Annotated in this window: 23 protein-coding genes; 9 read left to right on the forward strand and 14 right to left on the reverse strand. The window is 74.2% G+C overall.

The window, feature by feature from the left end:
- Window positions 1–22: 22 nt before the first annotated feature.
- Entirely contained in the window at window positions 23–1,114 is a 1,092-nt protein-coding gene (locus tag ACFOW4_RS06915; RefSeq protein ID WP_377525538.1) for a winged helix DNA-binding domain-containing protein, read from the forward strand.
- Window positions 1,115–1,136: 22 nt separating this feature from the next.
- Here ACFOW4_RS06915 and ACFOW4_RS06920 read toward each other — a convergent pair whose 3' ends face one another.
- The 8 genes from ACFOW4_RS06920 to ACFOW4_RS06955 all read right to left on the reverse strand — a co-directional run bounded on the left by ACFOW4_RS06920 (window position 1,137) and on the right by ACFOW4_RS06955 (window position 9,988).
- Entirely contained in the window at window positions 1,137–1,679 is a 543-nt protein-coding gene (locus tag ACFOW4_RS06920) for a GNAT family N-acetyltransferase (RefSeq protein ID WP_377525540.1), read from the reverse strand.
- A 199-nt stretch (window positions 1,680–1,878) separates the two neighbouring features.
- Complete coding sequence (locus ACFOW4_RS06925) at window positions 1,879–2,490, reverse strand: ATP/GTP-binding protein (RefSeq protein ID WP_377525541.1); 612 nt, start codon at window positions 2,488–2,490, stop codon at window positions 1,879–1,881.
- Entirely contained in the window at window positions 2,471–2,857 is a 387-nt protein-coding gene (locus ACFOW4_RS06930; RefSeq protein ID WP_377525543.1) for a DUF742 domain-containing protein, read from the reverse strand. Before ACFOW4_RS06930 ends, ACFOW4_RS06925 begins: the two co-directional genes overlap by 20 nt.
- A 5-nt stretch (window positions 2,858–2,862) precedes the next feature.
- The gene (locus tag ACFOW4_RS06935) at window positions 2,863–3,285 is read right to left on the reverse strand and encodes a roadblock/LC7 domain-containing protein (RefSeq protein ID WP_377525544.1); all 423 of its coding nucleotides are present in this window, start codon (window positions 3,283–3,285) and stop codon (window positions 2,863–2,865) included.
- An 86-nt stretch (window positions 3,286–3,371) separates the two neighbouring features.
- Complete coding sequence (locus tag ACFOW4_RS06940; RefSeq protein ID WP_377525546.1) at window positions 3,372–5,975, reverse strand: nitrate- and nitrite sensing domain-containing protein; 2,604 nt, start codon at window positions 5,973–5,975, stop codon at window positions 3,372–3,374.
- 124 nt (window positions 5,976–6,099) lie between these two features.
- The gene (locus tag ACFOW4_RS06945) at window positions 6,100–7,746 is read right to left on the reverse strand and encodes a prenyltransferase/squalene oxidase repeat-containing protein (RefSeq protein ID WP_377525547.1); all 1,647 of its coding nucleotides are present in this window, start codon (window positions 7,744–7,746) and stop codon (window positions 6,100–6,102) included.
- Window positions 7,743–8,654, reverse strand: a complete 912-nt coding sequence (locus ACFOW4_RS06950) for a terpene synthase family protein (protein ID WP_377525549.1) — start codon at window positions 8,652–8,654, stop codon at window positions 7,743–7,745. The genes ACFOW4_RS06945 and ACFOW4_RS06950 overlap by 4 nt, the downstream gene beginning before the upstream one ends.
- On the reverse strand, window positions 8,651–9,988 hold the full coding sequence (locus ACFOW4_RS06955; RefSeq protein WP_377525616.1) for a cytochrome P450: 1,338 nt from the start codon (window positions 9,986–9,988) through the stop codon (window positions 8,651–8,653). Before ACFOW4_RS06955 ends, ACFOW4_RS06950 begins: the two co-directional genes overlap by 4 nt.
- Window positions 9,989–10,600: 612 nt before the next feature.
- On the opposite strand from ACFOW4_RS06955, the gene ACFOW4_RS06960 reads away from it, so the two are divergent.
- Window positions 10,601–10,849, forward strand: a complete 249-nt coding sequence (locus ACFOW4_RS06960) for a DUF2630 family protein (protein WP_377525550.1) — start codon at window positions 10,601–10,603, stop codon at window positions 10,847–10,849.
- A gap of 49 nt (window positions 10,850–10,898) precedes the next feature.
- Here the strand turns inward: ACFOW4_RS06960 and ACFOW4_RS06965 are convergent, their stop codons facing one another.
- From ACFOW4_RS06965 to ACFOW4_RS06975, 3 genes are all read right to left on the reverse strand, one after another.
- Entirely contained in the window at window positions 10,899–11,834 is a 936-nt protein-coding gene (locus ACFOW4_RS06965; RefSeq protein ID WP_377525552.1) for a serine protein kinase RIO, read from the reverse strand.
- A 233-nt stretch (window positions 11,835–12,067) separates the two neighbouring features.
- Entirely contained in the window at window positions 12,068–12,712 is a 645-nt protein-coding gene (locus tag ACFOW4_RS06970) for an HAD family hydrolase (protein ID WP_377525553.1), read from the reverse strand.
- Window positions 12,713–12,776: 64 nt separating this feature from the next.
- The gene (locus ACFOW4_RS06975; RefSeq protein ID WP_377525556.1) at window positions 12,777–13,658 is read right to left on the reverse strand and encodes a carbon-nitrogen hydrolase family protein; all 882 of its coding nucleotides are present in this window, start codon (window positions 13,656–13,658) and stop codon (window positions 12,777–12,779) included.
- 99 nt (window positions 13,659–13,757) lie between these two features.
- Here ACFOW4_RS06975 and ACFOW4_RS06980 point away from each other — a divergent pair, with 99 nt between their 5' ends.
- From ACFOW4_RS06980 to mug, 6 genes are all read left to right on the forward strand, one after another.
- On the forward strand, window positions 13,758–14,330 hold the full coding sequence (locus ACFOW4_RS06980) for a TetR/AcrR family transcriptional regulator (RefSeq protein WP_377525558.1): 573 nt from the start codon (window positions 13,758–13,760) through the stop codon (window positions 14,328–14,330).
- An 84-nt stretch (window positions 14,331–14,414) separates the two neighbouring features.
- Window positions 14,415–15,341 carry a TIGR04222 domain-containing membrane protein gene (locus ACFOW4_RS06985; protein WP_377525561.1) on the forward strand — a complete coding sequence of 309 codons (927 nt, stop codon included), beginning with the start codon at window positions 14,415–14,417 and terminating at the stop codon, window positions 15,339–15,341.
- Window positions 15,338–16,156 carry a DUF692 domain-containing protein gene (locus ACFOW4_RS06990; protein ID WP_377525563.1) on the forward strand — a complete coding sequence of 273 codons (819 nt, stop codon included), beginning with the start codon at window positions 15,338–15,340 and terminating at the stop codon, window positions 16,154–16,156. The genes ACFOW4_RS06985 and ACFOW4_RS06990 overlap by 4 nt, the downstream gene beginning before the upstream one ends.
- Before the next feature lie 176 nt (window positions 16,157–16,332).
- On the forward strand, window positions 16,333–16,815 hold the full coding sequence (locus tag ACFOW4_RS06995; RefSeq protein ID WP_377525617.1) for a hypothetical protein: 483 nt from the start codon (window positions 16,333–16,335) through the stop codon (window positions 16,813–16,815).
- Window positions 16,800–17,561 (forward strand): SDR family oxidoreductase, encoded by a 762-nt coding sequence (locus ACFOW4_RS07000; protein WP_377525565.1) that lies wholly within the window; start codon window positions 16,800–16,802, stop codon window positions 17,559–17,561. Before ACFOW4_RS06995 ends, ACFOW4_RS07000 begins: the two co-directional genes overlap by 16 nt.
- Window positions 17,558–18,283, forward strand: coding sequence for a G/U mismatch-specific DNA glycosylase (mug, locus tag ACFOW4_RS07005; protein WP_377525567.1), 726 nt, complete (start codon window positions 17,558–17,560; stop codon window positions 18,281–18,283). The genes ACFOW4_RS07000 and mug overlap by 4 nt, the downstream gene beginning before the upstream one ends.
- A 22-nt stretch (window positions 18,284–18,305) precedes the next feature.
- On the opposite strand, the gene ACFOW4_RS07010 is transcribed toward mug, so the two are convergent.
- The 3 genes from ACFOW4_RS07010 to ACFOW4_RS07020 form a co-directional block, all read right to left on the reverse strand.
- Window positions 18,306–20,282 (reverse strand): ABC transporter ATP-binding protein, encoded by a 1,977-nt coding sequence (locus tag ACFOW4_RS07010; protein ID WP_377525619.1) that lies wholly within the window; start codon window positions 20,280–20,282, stop codon window positions 18,306–18,308.
- 113 nt (window positions 20,283–20,395) lie between these two features.
- Window positions 20,396–21,163: an enoyl-CoA hydratase/isomerase family protein gene (locus ACFOW4_RS07015; protein WP_377525569.1), complete on the reverse strand. Its 768-nt coding sequence runs from the start codon at window positions 21,161–21,163 to the stop codon at window positions 20,396–20,398.
- 49 nt (window positions 21,164–21,212) lie between these two features.
- Window positions 21,213–21,440, reverse strand: a complete 228-nt coding sequence (locus tag ACFOW4_RS07020) for a helix-turn-helix domain-containing protein (protein WP_007462679.1) — start codon at window positions 21,438–21,440, stop codon at window positions 21,213–21,215.
- Window positions 21,441–21,656: 216 nt separating this feature from the next.
- Here ACFOW4_RS07020 and ACFOW4_RS07025 point away from each other — a divergent pair, with 216 nt between their 5' ends.
- Window positions 21,657–22,256 carry a cadmium resistance transporter gene (locus tag ACFOW4_RS07025; RefSeq protein WP_377525571.1) on the forward strand — a complete coding sequence of 200 codons (600 nt, stop codon included), beginning with the start codon at window positions 21,657–21,659 and terminating at the stop codon, window positions 22,254–22,256.
- Window positions 22,257–22,261: the final 5 nt, after the last annotated feature.

The raw sequence follows: 22,261 nt of genomic DNA on the forward strand, positions 1-22,261 counted from the left end.
GGGTGCCGCATATGGTGACGGGATGACCGATCGGCGTCAGGTGCTGAAGTTCCGCGTCCGGGCCCAGCAACTCGACCGGACCGAGGGCACCCTCGCGGACACCGCCGTGCTCGACATCGGCGTGCAGGACACCGGCCCGGCCGGCGGCGGCTGGGCGCTGGCAGTGCGCGGCCTCGACGCGGCGGTGACCTGCGGGGACGACCTGGTCCTGCTGTGGACGGTACGCGGCGCACCCCACCTCTACCGGCGAGCCGACGTGGCGGCGGTGGCGGCGGCGGTCGCACCCTGGTCCGACGCCGACGCCGGTAAGCGCATCTACGACGCCGCCAAGCCGTTGAAGGCCGCCGGCATCGACAACCTGACCGCTCTCGACACCGTGGCGGCCGCACTACGGGCCATCGTCACCGAGCCGACGGTCAAGGGGGACGTCTCCGGCCGGCTGAGCACGGCGCTGCCCGAGCCCTACCTCCGGTTCTGCCGCCCCTGCGATGCCACGCACATCTTCGAGATGCCGTTCCGGCTGGCCACCGTGCGAGCCGGGTTGGAGTTGCAGCCCGACACCTCACCGCCGGTGCTGCGGCGCATCCCCGGCTTCCGCGAGGCGGCCGACGCGGGCGACCGGCTCGACCTCGTGCGCGCGTACCTGCGGCTGCTCGGCCCGGCCACCCCCGGCCACGTGGCCGCCTATCTCGACGCCCCGGTCAAGGACGTCAAGGCACGCTGGCCGGAGGACGTACGCGAGGTGACGGTGGACGGCGAGACGCGCTGGATCCTGGCCGCCGACGAGCAGGCGCTGGCGTCGGCCGAGGCGGCGGTGACCCGCCTGCTCGGCCCGTTCGACCTCTTCCTCCAGGCCAAGGACCGGGCGACGCTGGTGCCCGACGTCGCGCACGCCAAGGAGCTGTGGCCGGTGCTCGGTCGCCCCGGCGCCGTCCTGGTGGACGGTGAGGTGGTGGGCACCTGGCGCCCCCGCAAGTCGGGCAGCAGGATGACGCTCACCGTCAACCCCTGGCAGAAGCTGCCCGAGAGCAGGCGCAGAGCAGTCGTCGAGCAGGCCGAGCGTCTCGCCGCGCACCGCGCGGTCGCGCTCGCTGGCGTCGATTTCGCCGATTGACGACGGACCGACGCGTCGCGGCCTACGGGCTCGACGTCCGCACGGCGTCATCGGCCTGTGCAGGGTCAGCCGCCGATTCGAGGTCCGTGCGGAGGTCCTTGCGCATCTGCTGGGTCGTCACCCGGTACCCCGACGAGCCGTACAGGTTGAGCGCCGTCGTGTTGTAGCCGAACACGTTGAGCTCGAGAGCGCGGGCACCGTGCTTTCGAGCCGTCCGCTCGGCGGCCGTGAGCAGCGCCCGCCCCAGGCCCTGGCCGCGGTGCTCGGCGACCACCTCGATGTCGTAGAGGTAGGCGCAGTGCGCGACGCCGCGCGGATGGGTCAGCCCGATCCACAGGCGTCCGATCGTTGTGCCGTCGGCCAGCACGCCGAGCAGGAAGACCATGTCGGGCGTGTCCATCCCCTGGGGCAGGAAGGCCCTGTTGGCTTCCTCGGACCGGCGCAGAGCCTCGTCGGCGGTCCAGTTGCCGGCCGTGACCTGTTCCTGCGCGTAGTCGGCGACGACGGCGATCTGCCAGCGATCGAACTCCGCCCGGGACATCGGCCGCACATCCACGTTGATCACGCGGTGATCCTTGCACAGGGAATCCCGGATCCGCCTCCCCGTCTTACCCGGAGGGGGTCCCGCGGCGTTCGCCCGAGTGCTTCGTCCACAGATCATCAACTCCAGGTCGCCGACGTGGCCGGATCCTCCGCATCGGGATACCGCCACGTCGGCGACAGGGAGTCGATCAGCAGCCGTACGGCTCCGCGAGGAACGTCCGTCAGTCGGTGGCGGCCGCGCGGCGGCGAGCCTCCCGGGTCTTCATGGCGTGCTCCATCAGCGTGATGAGCACCTCCTTGGAGGACTCCCGCTGGCGCGCGTCGCAGAGCAGCACCGGCACCCCCGGGTCGAGGTTGAGCGCGGCCTGCACCTCGTCGAGCCGGTACTGCCGGGCGCCCTCGAAGCAGTTCACCGCGACCACGAACGGCGTGCCCCGGCCCTCGAAGTAGTCGATCGACGGGAAGCAGTCGGCCAGCCGGCGGGTGTCGGCCAGCACCACGGCGCCGATCGCACCCAGCGCCAACTCGTCCCAGACGAACCAGAACCGGTCCTGCCCCGGCGTACCGAACAGGTAGAGCACCAGGTCGTCGCTGATGGTGATCCGGCCGAAGTCCATCGCCACCGTGGTGGTGGTCTTGGCCTCCACGCCGGACAGGTCGTCGATGCCGACCCCGGACTCGGTCAGCACCTCCTCGGTACGCAACGGTCGGGTCTCGCTCACCGCGCCGACCATGGTGGTCTTGCCCACGCCGAAGCCGCCGGCGACCAGGATCTTGATCGCGGTGGGCAGTGGGGTCGCTCCCGCCGGCCGGTCAGAGTGCCCGTAGTCCATTGATTACCGCCTCGAAGATGCTGTTGTCGGAAAGACCGGCCGTGGTGTGCGGCTCGCGGACCTGCACCAGGCTGCGGGCGACCAGGTCGCCGAGCAGGACGCGGATGGTACCCACCGGCAGGTCGAGGTGGGCCGCGATCTCGGCGACGGACTGCATGCGTTGACACAGCCCGACGATCGCCAGGTGTTCCGGGCCGAGACCCACCTCCGGCGTGACGTCCGCGCGGGTCGCGGTGACCAGGGAGATCAGGTCGAACGTGCCGGTGACCGGGCGGGCCCGCCCCCGCGTCACCGCGTACGGGCGCACCACCGGGCCCGCATGGTCATCCACCCACTGCTGCTCTGCGGATTCTCCCTGCACCGTCATGGCCGCTACTTCTCGCCGGCCGGCTGCTCGGCGTTGCGCGACGGTGAGGCGACGTACTTGCCGACCCGGGTGACGAGCATCGCCATCTCGTACGCGATCAGACCGACATCGGCGTCCTCGCTGGCCAGGACCGCGAGGCAGGCGTTGCGGCCGGCCGCGGTGACGAACAGGAACGACGACTGCATCTCGATGATCGTCTGCTGCACCTGCCCGCCGCCGAACCGCTTGCCCGCGCCGCGGGCCAGACTCTGGATGCCCGCCGCCATCGCCGCGAGGTGCTCGCCGTCGTCGCGGCTCAGCCCCTGCGATGAGGCCATCAGCAGCCCGTCGGTGGAGAGCGCGACCGCATGCTCGGCCTGCTTCACCCGGCCCACCAGATCATCCAGCAACCACGTCAGGTCGGCACTCGAAGCCGTCTTCTGGGCCACTCGTCGTCCTCTTCTCCCCCGGCTTGTCGCCGTACTCGTCTGGGGTTGACCGTCATGCCTCACGGAAACCGCACCACGGGCGCCGGTCAGGTCGTTGGTGGATCCTCGTCGGCCGGCTCGGCCGGCGGGGCGCCGGCGGCGCCGCCGATCAGCTTCGCCGCGTCGGTGCGGCCCCGCCGCGTGCCGGTCTGGTAGGAGCTCATCATCCGGCGCACCTGCTCGGGCGGGCGCACCACGTCCTCGTCGTCGGTGTCCGGCGTCGCGGCCGGGTCGTCGCGCAGCTCGGGCACGATGCTCGCCTGGCGGACCCGGACGGGCAGCCCGGAGCCGCTCCGGTCGGTCTCGGCCCGGGCCGGGGCCGGCCCGCCCTCGGTGCCGGCGCGCCGGTCGGCGCCGGCGGTGCCGGCGGTGCCGTCCGACGGCGCGGGGTCCACCGCGGGCAGGCCGGTGGGGACGGTGGGACCGTCCAGGGCGGGCTGCCCGGGGGCGCGACGTGCCCGCGTCGGCAGCTCCTGCGGGGCCGCCGCGCTGGGCGCGGTCCGCTGGCGGGTCGGCAGCGCCGACTCCGCGCCGCCGCCGTCGGCCCGCGCCACCGGTGAGCCGGCGTCCTGCGCCTGCGCCGGGGCAGCCACCGGTGCGGTCGGGGCGTCCGGCTCGGGTGCGGCCGGCGCCTCGGCGCTCGGTGCGGCCAGCGCGACCGGCGCCAGGGTGGCCGGGCGTGCGCCGTCGGCCCCGCCGGCCGGACCGTTCGCCGTCGTCGGGGTGGCCGGCGAACCGGCCCGGAACGCGCCGGAGTCGTCCGGGTCGGTGCCGTCGTCGGTGACCAGCTCCGCCGGGATCAGCACCACGGCGGTCGTGCCGCCGTACGCGGACTCCTTGAGCCGGACCCGCACGCCGTGCCGCTCGGTGAGCCGGCTGACAACGTAGAGCCCGAGGCGGGTGGCGTTGGCGAGGTTCAGCTCGGACTGGTCGACGATCCGGTGGTTCGCGGCGGCCAGGTCCTCCTCGCTCATGCCGAGGCCCCGGTCCTCGATCTCGATGGCGAACCCGTTGGCCACCAGCTGACCGCGGACCTCGACGGTGGTGTGCGGCGGCGAGAACGACAGACCGTTCTCGATCAGCTCGGCGAGCAGGTGGATGATGTCGCCGACCGCCCGGCCGGCGAGTGAGACCGCGCCCAGGGGCAGCACGTTGACCCGGGTGTAGTCCTCGACCTCGGCCACGGCGCCGCGTACCACGTCGACCATCGGCACGTTCCGCCGCCAGGCACGGCCCGGGGTGGAGCCGGAGAGCACGATCAGGTTCTCCGCGTTGCGCCGCATCCGGGTGGCGAGGTGGTCGACCCGGAACAGGTCCTCCAGCTCCTCCGCGTCGTGCTCGCGGCGCTCCATGGCGTCCAGCATGGTGAGCTGGCGGTGCACCAGGGCCTGGGTACGCCGGGCCAGGCTGAGGAACACCTCGCGGACGTTGCGACGCAGCTCGGCCTGCTCGACCGCGGTACGGATCGCCGTCTCCTGGACCGCGTTGAAGGCCTTGCCGACCTGGCCGATCTCGTCGGTGCCGAACTCCAGCGGCGGCGCCTCGGTGGCCACGTCGACCTCCTCGCCGTGACCGAGCCGCTCCACCACCCGCGGCAGCCGCTCGTCGGCGAGCTGCCAGGCGGCCTTGCGCAGCCGGTCCAGCTGGCGCAGCAGGGTCCGCGCCGTGGTGATCGAGACGATCACGGAGGCGATGACGGCCAGGAGGCCCAGACCGGTGGCGAGCACCAGCCGGACGACGACCATCACCGCGACGCCGGTGGCCTGGTCCACGATGCCCTCACCGCCGGCCGCCACCACGTCGTTCACCTCGGCCAGCGCCGGCTCCACCGTGCCGCGCCACTGCTCGGCGCTGATGGAGAGCTGGGTCGTCGGCCGCCCCTCGCGGATGATGCCGTCCTGCACGGCCCGCAGCCGGGTGAACGCGTCCCCCTCGACGAGCTGCTGGTAGCGCCGCTGGTCGGCCTCGGCCAGTCGGACCCGCGTCTCCTCGCCGAGGAACCGCTCCGCCCCGACCAGGCTGACGTAGCGGGCGTACTCCGGGCCACTCATCCGGCCGTTGCCGAACAGGCCGCTGAGCAGCGCGTCCTCCTGGGAGACCAGCTCCTTCATCCGGTTGAGCTGGATCAGGGCCGCCGCGTCCGCAGCGATCTCCTTGTCGTCGAGGCTGCCGGTGACGTCGTAGACCCGGAAGATCGACTCGATGGCGTCGGTGTACGCGTCGGCCGCGGCGATCCGGTCGATGCTGCGGCCGAGCACCGCCTCGCGGGTCTTGCCGAGCCCGTCCAGCTGCGTGATCGTCGCGTCCAGCTGGCGGTCGAGGGCCGAGCTGCCGGCCACGTCGACCTGCCAGTTCCGGACCGATTCGGCAAAGTCGCCGGCCAGCTCGCCGGCTTTGCGCTGCTCGGCCTCCAGGGCGGTCCGCTGCTCGGCGTCGGGGTTGCTCAGGTACGCCTGGGTGAGCCGCCGCTCCAGCTGGAGCTCCTGCAGCAGGGGCTCGCTGGGCTCGTACACCCTGGTGTTGATCAGCTGGACACCGAGCAGGTTGAAGCCGTCGCGCAGGGTGACCCACGCCGCGAACATCCAGAGCGCGACCAGGGAGAGCAGAAGGGCGACAACCTTGGTGCGGATACTGGTACCGCGAGAACGCATTGAACCGTCCCAGGCCGGGCGTTGACTCAGCTCATCAACGGGTGATCATGAAGGGCGACGTCCCACCGCAGCGGAGCGTGCGGGGCTGAGGCTGTGCGTACGCTAGCAGTGTCCACACAACCCCTCAAGTCGCTGTTTTTGTTGCCCGGTAACCGCAATCCGCCATCGAACGGTCACCGCCCAGATGGGCTACGGCCAGCCGGCAGGCGGCGACCACCGCCGCGCGGACGATGGCGGTAGGACAGTACAGCTCCTTGCCGTACCACAGTGGAGGGTGTTCCCCTCCGCCCGGTGCGTGCAGGAACGCGTGACCGCGCGCCACCGCGTCGTCGAGGCCCGGCGCACCGGTCGGCGCTGCCAGCAGCACCTGCACCGCGTACGCCGTCTCCTCCGCGGTGCCGGCCCACCGGCCCCAGGAGCCGTCCGGCCGCTGGGTGGCGAGCACCCAGCGCACCGCCCGGTCGACGGCCTCGGCCGCCGCGGGGCCCCGACCGAACTCGACAAGCGCCTGCACGCAACAGGCGGTGGCGTAGTACGGCGAGGCGTGCCACCGGTCCTGCCAGCCGCCGTCGGCGCGCTGGTGCCCGGCCAGCACGACGGAAAGCCGCTCGACGGCGCGGCGGTACCGCGGGTCGGCGTCCGGCCGCCGGGCCAGGTGCTGACCGAAGGCGTCCAGCACGTGCGCGTTCGTGGTGACCGAGAAGCCGTCCTCGCCGGGCCAGGTGCAGAACCCGTCCGCCGTCTCGTACGCCCACAGGCTCGCCGGTTCCGCCGGGCGGCCCAGCCGGGCCAGCGCGTCCAGCGTGACCGAGGTGGTGTCGGCGTCGGTGGGCAGGCCGTCACCGGTGGCGATGCCGCTGCCGGCGGTGGCGCCGGTAAGGCTGTCCAGCACGACAGGCGGAGCGGTGACCGGGATGCCGGCGCGGTGCAGCCCGCTGAGCACCCAGGCCCGCTCGAAAACGGTGATCGGCGTCGGGCAGGGCACCGGGCCCCCGCCGTCGCGGATCAGCTCACGCAGGAAGGCGTGGGCGGTCGGGCCGGCGTCCGGGCCGGCCGAGGCCAGCCAGGCCGCGGTCGCGGCGGGCGAGGCGCCCACCGCGGTGCGGGTGGGTCGCGGATCGGTCGGCGGCGCGCCCAGGACCTCGAGGAAATGCGCCAGCTTCGGCGGCAGCTCGACACCGGCGGCCACGGCCGCCCGGACCGCGCGCAGCCGGTCCGGACCCAGCCCCCGGGGCAGCGGAAGCGGCGCGGCGGGCAGCCGCTCGACGACGGACCGCTCCAGCCCGGCCAGTCGTTCGTTGATCGAGGCCACCAGGGCCGGGACGATGATGTCCAGCGCCGGGGTGTCCGGCAGCGTTGCGGCGTCGACGGCGAGCAGCGTGCCGGCGAGCACGCGCAGCGCCCGGGCCACCGGTGTGACCAGGTCGGGTCCGCGCCGGGCAGGCTCGGCCAGCCCGTCCGCGGCGCCCCGCCGGCCCGGCTTGGCCAGCGCGGTGAGCAGCGCGTCCGTGGCGCTCAGCGTCGGCACCAGCGCGTACCCCTCGGGTGGCCCCCAGCCGCCGTCCGGGCGCTGGGTGCGCAGCAGGAACGCGACGCGCTGCTCGTGCCCGACCAGCCACGGCGCGTCGGCGACCAGCCGGCCGGTCTCGTACACCGACGCGGCGACCTGACCCCAGGGCCGCAGCGCCAGGCCGGCGATCAGCTCGCGGGCCTGCACCGTCGCCGGGTCCGCCGTCGGGGCTGGCAGGACGTGCGGCCGCCCGCCGCTCATCGGGCGCCCCAGAAGTCGGACACCTGGTAGAAGCCGCCGGTGAACGAGATCTGCCGGTGCAGATAGTCGGCCTGGCGGGGGTTGCTCCGGGCGAGGTCGGCGATCTCGGCTCGGCTGTGCGCGGTCAGCTCGTCGAGCCGGCCGGTCACCTCGGCCGGGTCGGCGACCAGCGACAGGGCGTTCAGGTCGCCCCACTCGGCGTCCCGCCCGTGCGTCGCCAGGTCGTTGACCAGCCGCAGGACGCGCTGCACGCCGCGGCCGACGTGCAGCAGGTCGGTCAGCTGGGCGAGCGTCCCCTCGTCGCCGGTGGCGATCCAGTGGGTGACGTTGACGAAGGAGCAGGCGGAGTTGTCGGCGTTGTCCAGGTAGCCGTCGAGGTCCGGCAGGCGTCGCCCGGTGGACGGGTCGGTCGGCAGGTTCTTCCAGTCCCACTCCCGGGAGACGGCGGCGAACAATCGCGCCAACTCGTCGCGCCAGACCGGGCGCAGCCGGGCGAACGCCGGCACGGTGGCCAGCTCGTCGCGCAGGTCGGCCAGCAGCCGGGCGAGGTGGCGCCCCGGTGGCGGGGCGGCGCCGTCGGCGACCGCCAGGCAGTCGGTCACCACCTGCCGGACGTCGTCGGCGGACCGGGCGAGGTAGTCGACCTGCCAGTCGGCCGCGAAGGCCCAGAGCACGGTACGGGTGGTGATCCGCAGTTCGGCGGCGGTGTGCCAGGGCGCGATGAAGGCGACCACGGTGGCCACCGAGCTGAGCAGCGCCGGGTCGAACGGCGCGGCATCGAACAGCTCCGGGTGGGCGGCGGTGACGTCCTGCAGGTCGCGTACGCCGCGCACGGCGAGGGCACACACCCGGCCCTGCTCGGCGATGGCGTCCCGACCGGCGTCCACCGGCGGCGGTGCCCCGCTCATCCGACGACCGGACGCGCGACCGGGGTCAGCACGAGCTCGGCCCGCTGCTTGGGTTGCAGCGAGGCGCCGAGCCGGGGAGCCAGGTCCACCGGGTGGCGCAGCTGGAAGCGGTAGCGACTCAGCACGGTGCTGACGATGAGCTGCGCCTCCAGCAGGAACAGGTACTGCCCGAGGCACTGGTGCGGGCCGCCGCCGAACGGAAAGTACGAGTAGCGGTAGCGCCGCCGGGGCCGCTCCGGGGCGAAGCGCTCCGGGTCGAAGTTGTCCGGGTCGGTCCAGAACGTCGACATCCGCTGCGTGACGTACGGACTGACCAGCACCGTGCCACCGGCCTTGATCCGCACGCCGCCCAGCACGTCGTCGCCGACCGCGGTACGCGGGATCATCCAGCCGGCCGGGTAGAGCCGCAGCATCTCGTCGAGCACCATGCGGCCGTAGCGCAGTTGGGGAAGGTGCTCGCGGCCGACCCGTTCCGCACCGACCACCTGCTCGATCTCGTCGGTCATCCGGTCGGCCACGTCGGGTCGGGAGGACAGCACCGGCCACAGCCAGGAGAGCAGGGCGATGGTGGTCTCGGTGGCGGTGGAGAACATGCCGACCACGTCGCCGCGGATCGCGTACTCGTCGGGTTCGCTGCCGTCGGCGCGCGGCCGGCAGAGGGTGGAGATGATGTCGTCGCCGTCGGTGGGCCGGGCACGGGCCTCCCGGATGATCGGCAGCACCACCTCGTCGATGGTCCGCACCGCCTCGCGGAAGCGTCGGTCGCCGGGCATCGGCACCGCGTACGGCACGAAGGGCACCAGCAGGCGCGGAAGCATCGCGGTGGTGAGGGTGTCAAGCGCGGCGCTGACCCGCAGCGCGTCCGGCACCGAGATCCGGTCGGCGAAGAGCACCCGCATGGTGGTCCGCAGCACGATCCGGGTCAGCTCGGCGCCGCCGTCGATCGGCTTGCCCAGGGTGGCCGGCTCCAGCCACTCGTCGACCGCCTCGTTGATCGCCTCGGCCATCCGGTCGACAAGCGTCTCGGCCCGCTTGGCGGTGAACAGCGGTTGCAGGGCGCCCCGGCTGGACTCCCACACCTCGCCCTCGGCGACCAGGATCGCGTCGCCCACGATCCGGCGGACCGGCCGCCAGAGCAGCCCGTCCCCGTCGCGGGTGTAGTTGGCAACGTTGTCGCGCAGGACCCGCTGCAGGTGCTCGGGGTGGCTGACCAGGTACGGGCGGAACGTGCCCAGGTTCAGTCGGACCACCTCACCGGCGGCGGCGTCGGCGAAACCGACCAGGGCACCGAGCGGGTCGCGGACCAGCGCCGGAAGGGCGCGGCGCAGCGGAATCGTCCGGGGTTCGGTGCTGACAGGGGCGGGGCCGGCATCGGACACCTGGGACATCGTTTACCACGTCTCCTTGCCGTCTCGCCCCTCCCATGTGTCCACATTGGGCGGCCAAGACTGTGGAACTTTCACCTTCTGGGCGACGGAAGCATCTCACCAATTCCGGGGCACCTCCAGACCCTCCGTCGGTGAGATTCCGCCACCACGCCCGTCCCCTGGCCGCGCGACAGCCTCCGCACCATCCTCTTCGGACTGCGCGGTGACGCTCCGACCCTGGTCAATGCCAGGGGTGTCCGCGCCGATACCGGCCGGGCCGCTCCCCGGCAACCGGGTTCCCAACGAATCGAAGCCGCGGGCCGATGGGCGGCCGGACGGTACGACGTCGGACCGGTCGACCCGCGAGGGGGCGAAGGCGGGAACTCCGGCGACGCGTGCGAGCGGCGGCCGGCGGGGCGCCGGCAGGCGGCGGGGCGGCGCGGCACGGTGGCGACGGCGCCGCCGGGGTCACCTGCACGGACCTCGTGGGCGAGCGGGGGGTGCGCCGGCGGTGTGACGTAGCCGGTCGGCGACGGGGGAATCCGGGCGATGCCCGGCCCCCTGTGCCACGCTCTTGTCATGGACGACAAGACCATTCTGAACCGGATCTCCGAGCTGGTCGACGAGGAGCACAAGCTGCGCGCCGACGCGCAGGCCCACGAGGCGGGCACCGACGACGAGGCCCGCGAGCGGCTGCGCAACCTGGAGGAGTCCCTCGACCAGTGCTGGGACCTGCTGCGCCGCCGACGCGCCGCCCGGCAGACCCACGGCGACCCCGACGCCCAGGGCGTACGCCCCAAGCCGGAGGTGGAGCGCTACCTCCAGTGACCGGCACGGGCGCGCCGGGCGGCCATCGCCGCCGCCCGGCGCGGCCGGCTCAGCGGATTCCCGCCTCGCGCAGCAGCTCCCCCGTCAGCGCGCCCGGGTCGGCCCGCTCGGCGGGCAGGCCTCTGGCCACGAACCAGGCGCTCACCACCCGCACGTCGCGGGCCAGGAACTCGGGCCCCTGCGGGTTGGCCACCACGTCGACCACCTGCGGCAGGTCGATGACGACCAGCCGGCCCCGGTGCACCAGCAGGTTGTACGGCGACAGGTCGCCGTGCGCGTAGCCCGCCCGGGCCAGCACGGTCAGCGCGTCCACCAACTGGGACCACAGGTCACGCAGCTGCGCCGGGTCGGGTCGCAGCTGGGCCAGCCGGGGTGCGGCCAGCCCGGACTCGGCGTCGCCGACGAACTCCAGCATCAGCTCGGTGCCGCGCAGCTGCACCGGGTAGGGCACGGCGATCCGGTCGTAACCGGCGCCGATCTCCCACAGCCGGGTGAGCGCGGCGAACTCGGCCGCCGCCCACTGCCCGGCGATCATCTGCCGGCCGAACGCCGTCCGGCCGGCCATCGCCCGGTTCTCCCGGGAGCGACGCACCCGGCGCCCCTCCAGGTAGCCGGCGTCGCGGTGGAAGAGCCGGTGCTCGGCGTCCCGGTACCGCTTGACGGCCAGCAGGCAGGATCGGTCCGTGCCGGGCACCGCCCGGCGGACCAGGTGCACGTCGGCTTCCTTGCCGGTCTTCAGCACACCGAGTTCGGTGTCCTTCGCGGCCAGCTCGGTGACCAGCCAGTCCGGGTACGGCTGCGGCCCGTGCACCGCGTCGTCCCAGGAGGACCAGCGTTCGCCGGTGTCCGGATCGGGTTCGGCATCCGGGTCGGCGGGCGGCGGCTCGGCGAGCCGGCCGCGCTTCAGCAGTCGTGGTTCGTCGTCGTCGAAGCGGCTCTTGCCGCGGGTCCGGCGTTCGACCGCCGGAAGATCGTGTTCGCGCACTGCGGTGGTGTTCCCTTGCTCGAGGCTGATGGAGGCAGGTGAAGGCGACCTGCGAAGACGGCCATGACCGACCTCCTCTTCCTCGACCGGGCGCACGCCCGGGTGCACGTTGCGCCGACCATGCTCGCGGTCGCGGCGCACCCGGGTCAACCGATTTACCGATCACCAGCCGGCCCACCGGCGCGACGGACGGCGGCGGGCAGCGGGCAGCGGGTACGGCGGGCTGCGGCGCGTCAGCCGGCCAGCACGGTGGCGACGGCGGCGATCAGACCGTCCACGCTGCGGCTCGGTGCGAACCGGGTGTCCGACCAGGTGCGGCCCCGGTGCAGCCAGACGCTGGGCAGACCGACGGCGGCCGCGCCGCCGATGTCCGCCTCCGGACCGTCGCCGATCACCCACGCCCCGCGCAGCGGCATCCGCACCCGCTGCGCGGCGAGCGCGAAGATCCGCGGGTTGGGCTTGCTGACCCCGGCCTCCTCGGAGATCACCCAGTCGGCCACGTACCGGTCCAGGCCGGTCTGGCGGATCTTGGCGTCCTCCAGGCGCACCGTGCCGTTGCAGACCACCACAGGCACCCAGCCGGCGTCGTCGGCGATCCGCAGCGCGCAGGCGACCAGCGGGTCGAGCCGGGTGTCCGCCACCACCCCGTCGTGCAACTCCTCCACCAGGTCGATCGAGGGGATGCGCAGCGCGTACCGGTCCCGGATGGCGTCGGCCAGGTCCCAGCGGTCGGTCAACCCGTCGGCGTCGACCGAGACCAGCCAGTCGATGTCCGTGGCGGGCGCGCCGATGCCGTCCAGGAAGCGTTCACCCCAGCGGCGGAACGGGCCGGCCCGATCCAGCAGGGTGTTGTCCAGGTCCAGCAGGAGCAGTGGCACTCGGGCACCCTACGGGACCCGGATGTCCGCCGACAGGGCCGGCCGGCCGGCGATCTCGACGGGTTCAGCCGACCAGCGACGCTCGCGGAGCACCCGCGTCGGGCAGCCGGTCGGCGAGCATGGAGTGGTCCGCCCGGGTGGCCGCCAGGATGGCCGGGTCCAGTGTCGCCACCAGCACCGCAGTGCCCTCGTCGGCGCCGCGGACCAGGGGCCGCCCCTGCGGGTCGTAGACCGCCGCACCGCCGTTGAACCGCCACGGGTCGGCGCCGCCGACGGAGTTGGCGAACACCACGAACATGGTGTTGTCCAGCGCCCGGGCCGGGTAGTACAGGTCCCGGCGGTGCTCCGAGCCGGTCAGGTAGCCGCTGGGGCAGAGGTAGCCGTGCGCCCCGTCGAGGGCGGCGGCCCGGCCGTGCTCCGGGAAGCAGCCGTCGTAGCAGATGCCGAGCCCGAGGCGCCAGTCGTCGACGAGCAGGGTGGCGCCGCGTCCACCGGGGCTGAACAGCTCCCGTTCGCCGCCCCACAGCTGCTGCTTGTCGTACCCGACCCGGGTCGTACCGGCCCGGTCGACGACCAGCGCGGAGATGGTCGCGCGGCCGTCGGGGTGCCGGACGGCCGCGCCGACCACCGCGCTCACACCGGCCTCGCGGGCCGCGGTGCGCAGCGGGTCGAGCCGGGGATCGGCGACCAGCCCCTGCGGGTCGGCCGCGACGTGCGTGCCGGCCGGGTCGGCGGCCAGCGCCGGTGGGTGGTACGCGCAGAGGTACAGCTCCGGGAGTACGACCACCCGGGCGCCCTGCTCGGCGGCCCGGCGGAGCAGGTCGGCGGCGGCGAGCGCGTTGCCGGCGACGTCGCCGGGGGCCGGCGCGGCCTGGACCGTGGCCACGGTCAGCGGCGCGGCGGGAACGGTTGGGACGGTCGGGGGCAGTGCGGGGGGCGGCGTCACCGGGCGATGGTAACCGCCGGGCCTCGCGACGACGGCGGCCGCCGAACCAAGCCGTACGTACGGTTTGCGTGACGCGGGGTGACCTGCGACGATCGACGCGTGCCCAGAGTAAGTCAGGACCAGCTCGACGCGCGCCGGCAGGAGATCCTCGCCGCCGCGCGGGCCTGTTTCGCCCGGCACGGATACGAGGGGGCCACCGTGCGCCGCCTGGAGGAGGCCACCCGGCTCTCCCGCGGCGCCATCTTCCACCACTTCCGGGACAAGGACTCGCTCTTCCTCGCCGTCGCGGAGGACGACGCCGCGGCCATGGTCGAGACAGTGGCCCGCAACGGCCTGGTGCAGGTGATGCGGGACCTTCTGGCCGGCGCCATGTCCCCGGACACCGCCGGCTGGCTCGGCAGCCAGCTCGAGGTGTCCCGCCGCCTGCGCACCGATCCGGCGTTCGCCCGCCGCTGGGCGGAACGGTCCGCCGCGATCGCCGAGGCCACCCGGGACCGGCTGCTACGCCAGCGCGAGGCGGGGGTGCTGCGCGAGGACGTGCCGATCGACGTGCTGGCCCAGTTCCTCGAGCTGGCGTACGACGGTCTGGTGCTGCACCTGGCGATGGGCCGCCCGGCCGGCGACCTCGGCCCGGTGCTCGACCTGGTCGAGGAGGCGGTGCGCCGCCGCTGAGCCCGCCGGCGGGACCGGGCACCCGGGCGTGGCGGTGCTGCTCCACAATGGGGCCGCCGATCCCTCCGGCGACAGGAGCAGACGATGATCGTCCACGCCGCTTCCGGCGACACCTGGGGTGTCCCCGGCCCGACCTTCGTCCGGTTCTACCTGGTGGCGGCCGCCGTGCTGGTCGCCCTCGCGGTGCTGCGACGCACCCGTCTGCTGGCCGGCTCGTCGGACACCGCACCGGGCCCGCTCGGCCCGCAGCAGGCCGCGTACCTCAACGGCGGACCGTCGCTCGCGGTGCACGCCGCGCTCGGCGGCCTGCGCGGCAGCGGCGCGATCGGCGTCGACCCGGACCGCCGGCTGCTCACCACCGGCCCCGCACCGGCCGGGACCACCCCGCTGGACCAGGCGGTGCACCGGGCCGCGCACCAGCGGGTACGGGCCCGGGAACTGGCCTCGGACCAGCGGGTCGGCACCGCTCTCGCGCAGCTGCGCGCCGGCCTCGAAGAGCGCGGGCTGCTGGTGAGCCAGGCGCAGCAGACCGCCGTCCGGCAGTGGAACCTGCTCCTGGTCGGCCTGCTCGGTCTCGGCGGGTACCGCCTGGTCTCCGGTCTGTTCAACGAGCGCCCGGTGGGCTACCTGGCCCTCATCATGGTCGGGCTGCTGGTGGCCGTGCTGCTGCTCTGGCGGGTGCCCCAGCGCACCCGGGCCGGCCGCGCCGCCCTCCGGGAGCTGCGCCGCCAGCACACCCACCTGGCCCCGGCCTCGGCGCCCGCTTACGCCACCTACGGCGCGGCGGGCGCGGCGATGGGAGTCGCCCTGTACGGCACCGCGTCGCTCTGGGTCCTCGACCCAGGCTTCGCCGAGCAGGCCGAGATCCAGCGCCAGGCCATCGCCGGCGGCGGCTGGTCGTCGGGCTCCAGTGGCGGTGGGTCGACGGACGGCGGCGGAGGCAGCTCGTGCGGTGGCGGCAGCTCCTGCGGGGGTGGCGGCGGCGGTGGGGGCGGAGGGTGCGGCGGATGACCGGCCCCGAGGGCGTCGGCATCGGCTGGCGCCCGGAGATCGCCGGCTTCGTGGCCGACCTGCCCGGGCTGCGCTTCGTCGAGGTGGTGGCGGAGTCGCTCAACCCGGCCGGGCCGCTCCCGACGGGCCTGGCCGAGCTGCGCGGGCGGGGGGTGACCGTCGTGCCGCACGGGGTGCGGCTCTCCCTCGGCGGTGCCGAGCCGGTCGAACCGGCCCGGGTCGCCCACCTGGCCGCGGTGGCACGGCTGATGGACGCGCCGCTCGTCAGCGAGCACATCGCCTTCGTCCGGGCCGGCGGCCTGGAGGCCGGGCACCTGCTGCCGCTGCCACGCAGCCGGGAGGCGGTCGACGCGGTCTGCGCCAACGTGGCCCGGGCGCAGGCCGACCTGCCGGTGCCGATCGCCCTGGAGCCGATCGCCGCGCTATTCGACTGGCCCGACGACGAGCTGGACGAGGCCGACTTCCTCACCGAGATCCTGGACCGCACCGGCGCCCTGCTGCTGCTCGACGTCGCCAACGTGCACGCCAACGCGCGCAACCGGGGCACCGACCCGCTCGCCCTGCTCGGCCGGCTGCCGTTGGAGCGGGTCGCGTACGCCCACGTGGCCGGGGGCGCCGAGCACGGCGGTTTCTACCACGACACGCACACCGATCCGGTGCCGCCGGCGGTGCTGGATCTGGTCGGCGCGCTCTGCGCCCGGCAACGTCCGCCGGCGCTGCTGCTGGAGCGCGACGGCGGTTATCCCCCGGCGGCCGAACTCCGCGCCGAGTTGGATGCCCTCGCCTCCGCCGCCGGCTTCCCGGCCGTGACATGACCGCGGCCCACCGCGACCCGCCCCACGCGGGCCAGCCCGACATCGACCGACCCGACGCGGGCCGGTTCGACGCGGGCCGGTTCGACACGAGCCGACCCGACGCGAACCGATTCGACGCCGATCGACCAGGCGGCGACCGACCCGGCGCGGGCGGGCTCGCCGGGCGGCAGGCGGAGCTGGTGGCGGCCCTGGTGGCCGGCGGCCCTCCCCCGCCGGGCTTCGCGCCGGCACCGCTGGCCGCAGCCCGGGCCGCGCTGCTGCGCAAGCGCGCCGGGGAGGTCGCACGGCACTGGCCGCTGCTCGCCGCCGGTCTCGGCCCCGCGTGGCCGGTGACGTTCGCCGACTGGGCCGCTGACCGGCCCACCGCCGGGTCGCTGCGCGACGGCTGGGACCTGGCCCGTGTTCTGCGCGGCCGGGGCGCGCTGCCACCGCCGGCCGCCGAGGAACTCGCGGCCCGGGAGGCGACCCTGCGCTACGACGGGTGTCGGGCGCCGCGCCCGCGTCGGCTGCCGGCGCTGGCCCGCGCCGGCGGCGCCGTCGCGCTCCAGCTCGCCGGTCGGGTACGCCTGCTCCGGCCCGCCGACCGCCCGGCGGCCCCGCCCGGCGGTGGCGGCGCCACACCGGGTGCGGCAGGATCGGCGGCATGGATCTCGGACTGACCGACCGGGTGTACGTCCTCACCGGCGCCTCCCGCGGCCTGGGTTACGCGACCGCCGAGTGCCTCGTGGCGGACGGGGCCCGCGTGGTGCTCTCCGGCCGGGACGCCGACGCGGTGGCCACCGCGGTGCGGCGGCTCGGTGGCCCGGAGCGGGCGGTCGGGATCGCGGCGGACCTGGCCGACGAGACGACCGCCGAACGCCTGGTCGGCGCGGCCCACGAGCACTTCGGCCGGCTGGACGGCGCGCTGATCTCGGTGGGCGGCCCGCCGCCGGGCAGCGCGGCGTCGATCAGCGACGAGCAGTGGCGGGTCTCCTTCGAGACGGTCTTCCTGGGCACCGTCCGGGCGGTGCGCGCGATCGTCGCCGCGCTGCCCCACGGGGGCGCGGTCGCGTTGGTCCTCTCCACCTCGGCCCGCGGCCCGCTGCCGGGCCTCGGCATCTCCAACGGCCTGCGCCCCGGCCTGGTCGGGGTGGCCAAGGACGTCGCCGACGAGTACGGCCCGCGCGGCGTACGGGTCGTCGGTTTGCTGCCCGGCCGGATCATGACCGATCGCAACCGGGAACTCTTCGCCGCCACCGGCGACCCGGAGCGGGCCCGCGCCGACGCGGAGGCGGGCATCCCGCTGCGTCGCGTCGGCGAGCCGGCGGAGTTCGGTCGGGTGGCCGCGTTCGTGCTCTCGCCGGCGGCGAGCTACCTGACCGGGCTCACCGTGCCGGTCGACGGTGGCGCGCTGCGCGGCCTGTGACTCCCGACCCGACCCGGCGCGACCGGACACGCCCCGGCCGGCCGCCAGCCGCACCGCGGCCAGCGGGGTCCACCGGGCCGGCCGGCGCGAAGCCGCGGGCGGGCACGGGTGACCCGACGACGCCGGTCGACGCGGGCACGACGGCGGGTGCGGCGTACCCGCGACCCAGCCGGGCGGAGCTGGCCGCGGCGGCCGACCGCACCATCGCCGACGTCATCGCGCCGGGGCTGGCCGTGCTCTTCGTCGGCATCAACCCGGGCCTCTGGTCGGCGGCCACCGGCTGGCACTTCGCCCGGCCGGGCAACCGGTTCTGGCCGGCGCTGCACCGGGGTGGCTTCACGCCCCGGCTGCTGCACCCCAGCGAGCAGGACGAGCTGCCCGCCCTCGGGCTCGGCATCACCAACATGGCCGCCCGGGCCAGCGCCCGCGCCGACGAGCTGAGCACCGAGGAGCTGCTGGCCGGCGCCGCCATCCTGACCGACAAGGTGGCCCGGTACCGGCCGCGCTGGGTGGCGGTGGTGGGGGTGACCGCGTACCGGATCGGTTTCGGCCGGCCGAAGGCCACCTTCGGGCCGCAGCCGCAGGCGCTGGCGGGTGCCCGGCTGTGGGTGCTGCCCAACCCGAGTGGCCTGAACGCGCACTTCACCCCGGCGACGCTGGGCGCCGCCTTCGCGGAGCTGCGCGTGGCGAGCGGCGTGCCGGACCGCCGGCCGACGGACTGACCGCCGCCGCACCGCGCCGGGCTCAGTTGGCCGCGGCGGGCGGCAGCGCCTCGTCGGCGACGTACGTGCCCAGCGGCATGATCACCGGCTCCGGGCCGGTCGCGTCCACGAACGGGGCGGGCGAGTCGGCGACGGCGAACTGGGTGCGGTACAGCTCGGCGTAGAGCCCGCCGACCGCGACCAACTCGTCGTGCCGGCCCCGCTCGACGATCCGGCCGCCGTCGAGCACGAGGATCTGGTCGGCGTCGCGCACCGTGGAGAGCCGGTGCGCGATCACCAGCGCGGTACGCCCGGCCAGCGCCACCGAGAGCGCCCGCTGCACCGCGGCCTCGCTCTCCGAATCCAGGTGCGCGGTCGCCTCGTCGAGGATCACGATCGACGGAGCCTTGAGCAGCAGCCGGGCGATGGCGATGCGCTGCTTCTCGCCCCCGGAGAACCGGTAGCCGCGCTCCCCCACCGTGGTGTCCAGCCCGTCCGGCAGCGACCGGACCAGGTCGGCGACCTGGGCGCCGGCGAGCGCCGCCCAGATCTCGTCGTCGGTGGCGTCCGGCTTGGCGTAGCGCAGGTTCTCGGCGATCGTCTCGTGGAACAGGTGCGAATCCTGGGTGACCACGCCGATCTCGTCGCGCAGCGAGGCGAGGGTGGCGTCGCGCACGTCGACGCCGCCGACCAGCACCTGCCCGTCGGTGACGTCGTAGATGCGGGAGATCAGCATGGACAGCGTCGACTTGCCCGCCCCGGACGGCCCGACCAGCGCGACCATCTGCCCGGGCTCGACGCTGAACGACACGCCCTTGAGCACCGGCTCGTTGATGGTGCGGTCGAGAGTGGCGACCTCCTCCAACGAGGCGAGGGAGATCTCGGCGGCGCTGGGGTAGCGGAACCGCACGTCGCGGAAGTCGACCCGGCCGGTGCCGCGCGGCACCGCGACCGCGTCGGGCTTCTCCTCGATACCCGGCTTCAGGTCGAGCACCTCGAAGACCCGGTCGAAGGAGACCAGGGCGCTCATCACGTCCACCCGGACGTTGGACAGCGCGGTGAGCGGGCCGTACAGGCGGGTGAGCAGCAGCGCCAGCGTGACCACGGTGCCGGCACTGACGTTGCCGGTGACCGCGAGCCAGCCACCGAGGCCGTAGGTGAGCGCCTGGGCCAGCGAGGCGACCAGCAGCATCGCCACGAAGAAGGTGCGCGAGTACATGGCGGACTGGATGCCGATGTCACGGACCCGCTCGGCCCGGCCGGCGAACCGGCGGGCCTCGACCTCGGGCTGCCCGAAGAGCTTCACCAGCAGCGCGCCGGCCACCCCGAACCGCTCGGTCATGGTCGCGTTCATCTTGGCGTCGAGGTTGTACGCCTCGCGGGTGATCTCGGCCAGCCGCTTGCCGACCCGGCGAGCCGGGATGATGAAGATTGGGAGCAGCACCAGCGAGAGCGCGGTGATCTGCCAGGAGAGGGTGAACATCACCGCGGCGGTGAGCACCAGCTGGATGACGTTGCTGACCACTCCGGACAGGGTGGAGGTGAACGCCCGCTGGGCGCCGAGCACGTCGTTGTTGAGCCGGCTGACCAGGGCACCGGTCTGGGTACGCGTGAAGAACTGCAACGGCATCCGCTGCACGTGGTCGTAGACCCGGGTGCGCAGGTCGAGGATGATGCCCTCGCCGATGCGGGCCGAATACCACCGCTGGGCCAGCGAGAGCAACGCGTCGGCGACCGCGAGGGCGCCGATGACCAGGGCCAGCCGCACGACCAGTTGGCCGGCCTCGGTGCCGCCGCGGTTGATCGCGTTGATGACGTCGCCGGCGAGCACCGGGGTGGCGACCCCGATGATGGCGGCGAGCACGACCGTGGCCAGGAAGACGCCGATGTCACGCCGGTAGGGCTGGGCGAACGCCACGATCCGCCGGGCGACGCCGCGTTGCAGCCGGTGGGTGGAGATCTCGTCGCGGTTGCGCATCGACCGGAGCATGCTCCACCCGGCCATGCCACCGCCGGACATCGGGTTGGACACCGCTCACCTCCGGGTCGTCGGGCGGACCGCTCCGTCAGGTCAATTCTCCCGACGACTGTGACAACCTCGGTCGTAACCCGGATCTTCCCGTGCGGTCCTTACTATTCTCCCCGGCCGGCGAGATCCCGCAGCCGGCGGGTCTGCGCCTCCCGCTCGGCGCGCTGCTGCTCGGCGTGGGACCGACCGGCGGCGCCGGCGAGCAACGCCTTGATCTCCACCACCGCGTCCCGGTTGGCCGAGAGCAACCCGGCGGTCAGGTCCCGCACAGCGCCGTCCAGGTCGGCGGCCGGCACGACGAGGGTGGCCAGGCCGATCCGGTCCGCCTCGGCGGCGTCCATCCGGCGGCCGGTGGCGCAGATCTCCAACGCCCGGGCGTAGCCGACAAGCTCGACGAGGCGCTTGGTGCCGGCCAGGTCGGGGACCAGGCCGAGGGTCACCTCGGCCATCGACAGCTTGGCGTCCTCGGCCAGGACGCGCAGGTCGCAGGCGAGGGCCAACTGGAAGCCGGCGCCGATGGCGTGCCCCTGCACCGCCGCGACCGAGATGACGTCCGGGCGGTGCAGCCAGGTGAAGCCGGCCTGGAACTCGGCGATCCGGTCGGCGCACTCCTGCTCGGGCCGGGTCGCCAACTCGGCGAAGGACCCGGGACCGGAGGCGCCGGCCACCGCGAGGTCGAGGCCGGCGGAGAACGCCCGACCCTCGCCTCGGACCACCACGACCCGCACGTCACCGGGCAGGTCGCGGGAGAAGTCGCTCATCGCACGCCACATGGCCGGCGTCTGGGCATTGAGCACGTCGGGCCGGCACAACGTCACCGTGGCGACCGGCCCGTCGCAGGTCAGCCGAACCCCGGTCGCCTCGGCGGTCACCGGGCGGCCCGGGGCGCGGCGTTGTTGGTGGACGACGCTGGGGGGCGGGTCACGCCTTCTTGCGGCGCCGGGCACCGCCGCGCTGGCGCAGCTGCACCCCGGACTCGGTGAGCACCCGGTGGATGAACCCGTAGGAGCGGCCGGTCGAGGCCGCCAGCGCGCGGATGCTCTCCCCCGAGGTGTACCGCTTTACCAGGTCCTTGGCGAGCGTCTGACGCTCGGCTCCGACGATCCGGCGACCCTTCTCAGTGCTGGTGGCTGTGCCAGTGGCTGCCATGCTGTGTCCTCACGTCCCAGACTGTGCGGTTCGGATACGGTCCCACCTATTAGACCGCCTCGAACGATCATGCGCCAGATATCAACTCTTCGCCAACCGACACGCTATGCAATGTCAGCTTCCCGATAGCGTGATGCTGGCGATCGGTCACGCCGGTCCGGCCGGGCGTGCCAGCGTCGCGCGGCGGACGCGCCGGCGGCCCCGTAGCCTGCGGTCGTGATCGACCTGTTCGGCACCGCGGCCGGAGCGGCCGTGGTCTTCGCCGCCACCGACATCGACGACATCGTTATCCTGACGCTGTTCTTCGTCACCGCCCGCGCCACCGGCCGGCCCCGGCCGTGGCAGATCGTGGCCGGGCAGTATCTCGGCATCGGCGCGTTGGCGCTGGCCAGCGCGGTGGTCGCCGCCGGCCTGCTGGTGGTGCCCGATCCGTGGACCGGCCTGCTGGGGCTGCTGCCGCTCGCGCTCGGCGTGCGAGCCCTGCTCGACTCGGACGATGACGAGGCCCCGGCCGTGGTGACCGGCACGCTCGGGGTGGCCGGGGTGACGATCGCGAACGGCGCCGACAACGTGGCCGTCTACGTACCGGTCTTCCGGGCCCTCGGGCCCGCCGACAGCGGGGTCTTTCTGCTGATCTTCGTGCTGCTCATCGCACTCTGGTGCGCCGGCGCGGCCTGGCTCGGCGGCCACCCCCGGGTGGTACGGCTGGTCGAGCGCGCCGGCCACTGGCTCGTACCGACGATCTTCATCGGCATCGGGCTGGTGATCCTGGTCGGCTCCGGCGTGCTCGGCCGGCTGATCGAGCTGGCGGGTTAGAACGC

It is taken from the genome of Micromonospora sp. GCM10011542 (assembly GCF_042650685.1).
Classification (GTDB): Bacteria; Actinomycetota; Actinomycetes; order Mycobacteriales; family Micromonosporaceae; genus Micromonospora.

What these genes read in the sequence shown, in the direction of transcription:
- ACFOW4_RS06985 (WP_377525561.1), top strand. Translation starts at nt 14,415, where the DNA reads ATGATCGTCCACGCCGCTTCCGGCGACACCTGGGGTGTCCCCGGCCCG.
- ACFOW4_RS06990 (WP_377525563.1), top strand. Translation starts at nt 15,338, where the DNA reads ATGACCGGCCCCGAGGGCGTCGGCATCGGCTGGCGCCCGGAGATCGCC.
- ACFOW4_RS06945 (WP_377525547.1), bottom strand. Translation starts at nt 7,746, where the DNA reads ATGAGCGGCGGGCGGCCGCACGTCCTGCCAGCCCCGACGGCGGACCCG.
- ACFOW4_RS06960 (WP_377525550.1), top strand. Translation starts at nt 10,601, where the DNA reads ATGGACGACAAGACCATTCTGAACCGGATCTCCGAGCTGGTCGACGAG.
- ACFOW4_RS06950 (WP_377525549.1), bottom strand. Translation starts at nt 8,654, where the DNA reads ATGAGCGGGGCACCGCCGCCGGTGGACGCCGGTCGGGACGCCATCGCC.
- ACFOW4_RS06925 (WP_377525541.1), bottom strand. Translation starts at nt 2,490, where the DNA reads ATGGACTACGGGCACTCTGACCGGCCGGCGGGAGCGACCCCACTGCCC.
- ACFOW4_RS06940 (WP_377525546.1), bottom strand. Translation starts at nt 5,975, where the DNA reads ATGCGTTCTCGCGGTACCAGTATCCGCACCAAGGTTGTCGCCCTTCTG.
- ACFOW4_RS07020 (WP_007462679.1), bottom strand. Translation starts at nt 21,440, where the DNA reads ATGGCAGCCACTGGCACAGCCACCAGCACTGAGAAGGGTCGCCGGATC.
- ACFOW4_RS07010 (WP_377525619.1), bottom strand. Translation starts at nt 20,282, where the DNA reads ATGTCCGGCGGTGGCATGGCCGGGTGGAGCATGCTCCGGTCGATGCGC.
- ACFOW4_RS07000 (WP_377525565.1), top strand. Translation starts at nt 16,800, where the DNA reads ATGGATCTCGGACTGACCGACCGGGTGTACGTCCTCACCGGCGCCTCC.
- ACFOW4_RS06930 (WP_377525543.1), bottom strand. Translation starts at nt 2,857, where the DNA reads ATGACGGTGCAGGGAGAATCCGCAGAGCAGCAGTGGGTGGATGACCAT.
- ACFOW4_RS06915 (WP_377525538.1), top strand. Translation starts at nt 23, where the DNA reads ATGACCGATCGGCGTCAGGTGCTGAAGTTCCGCGTCCGGGCCCAGCAA.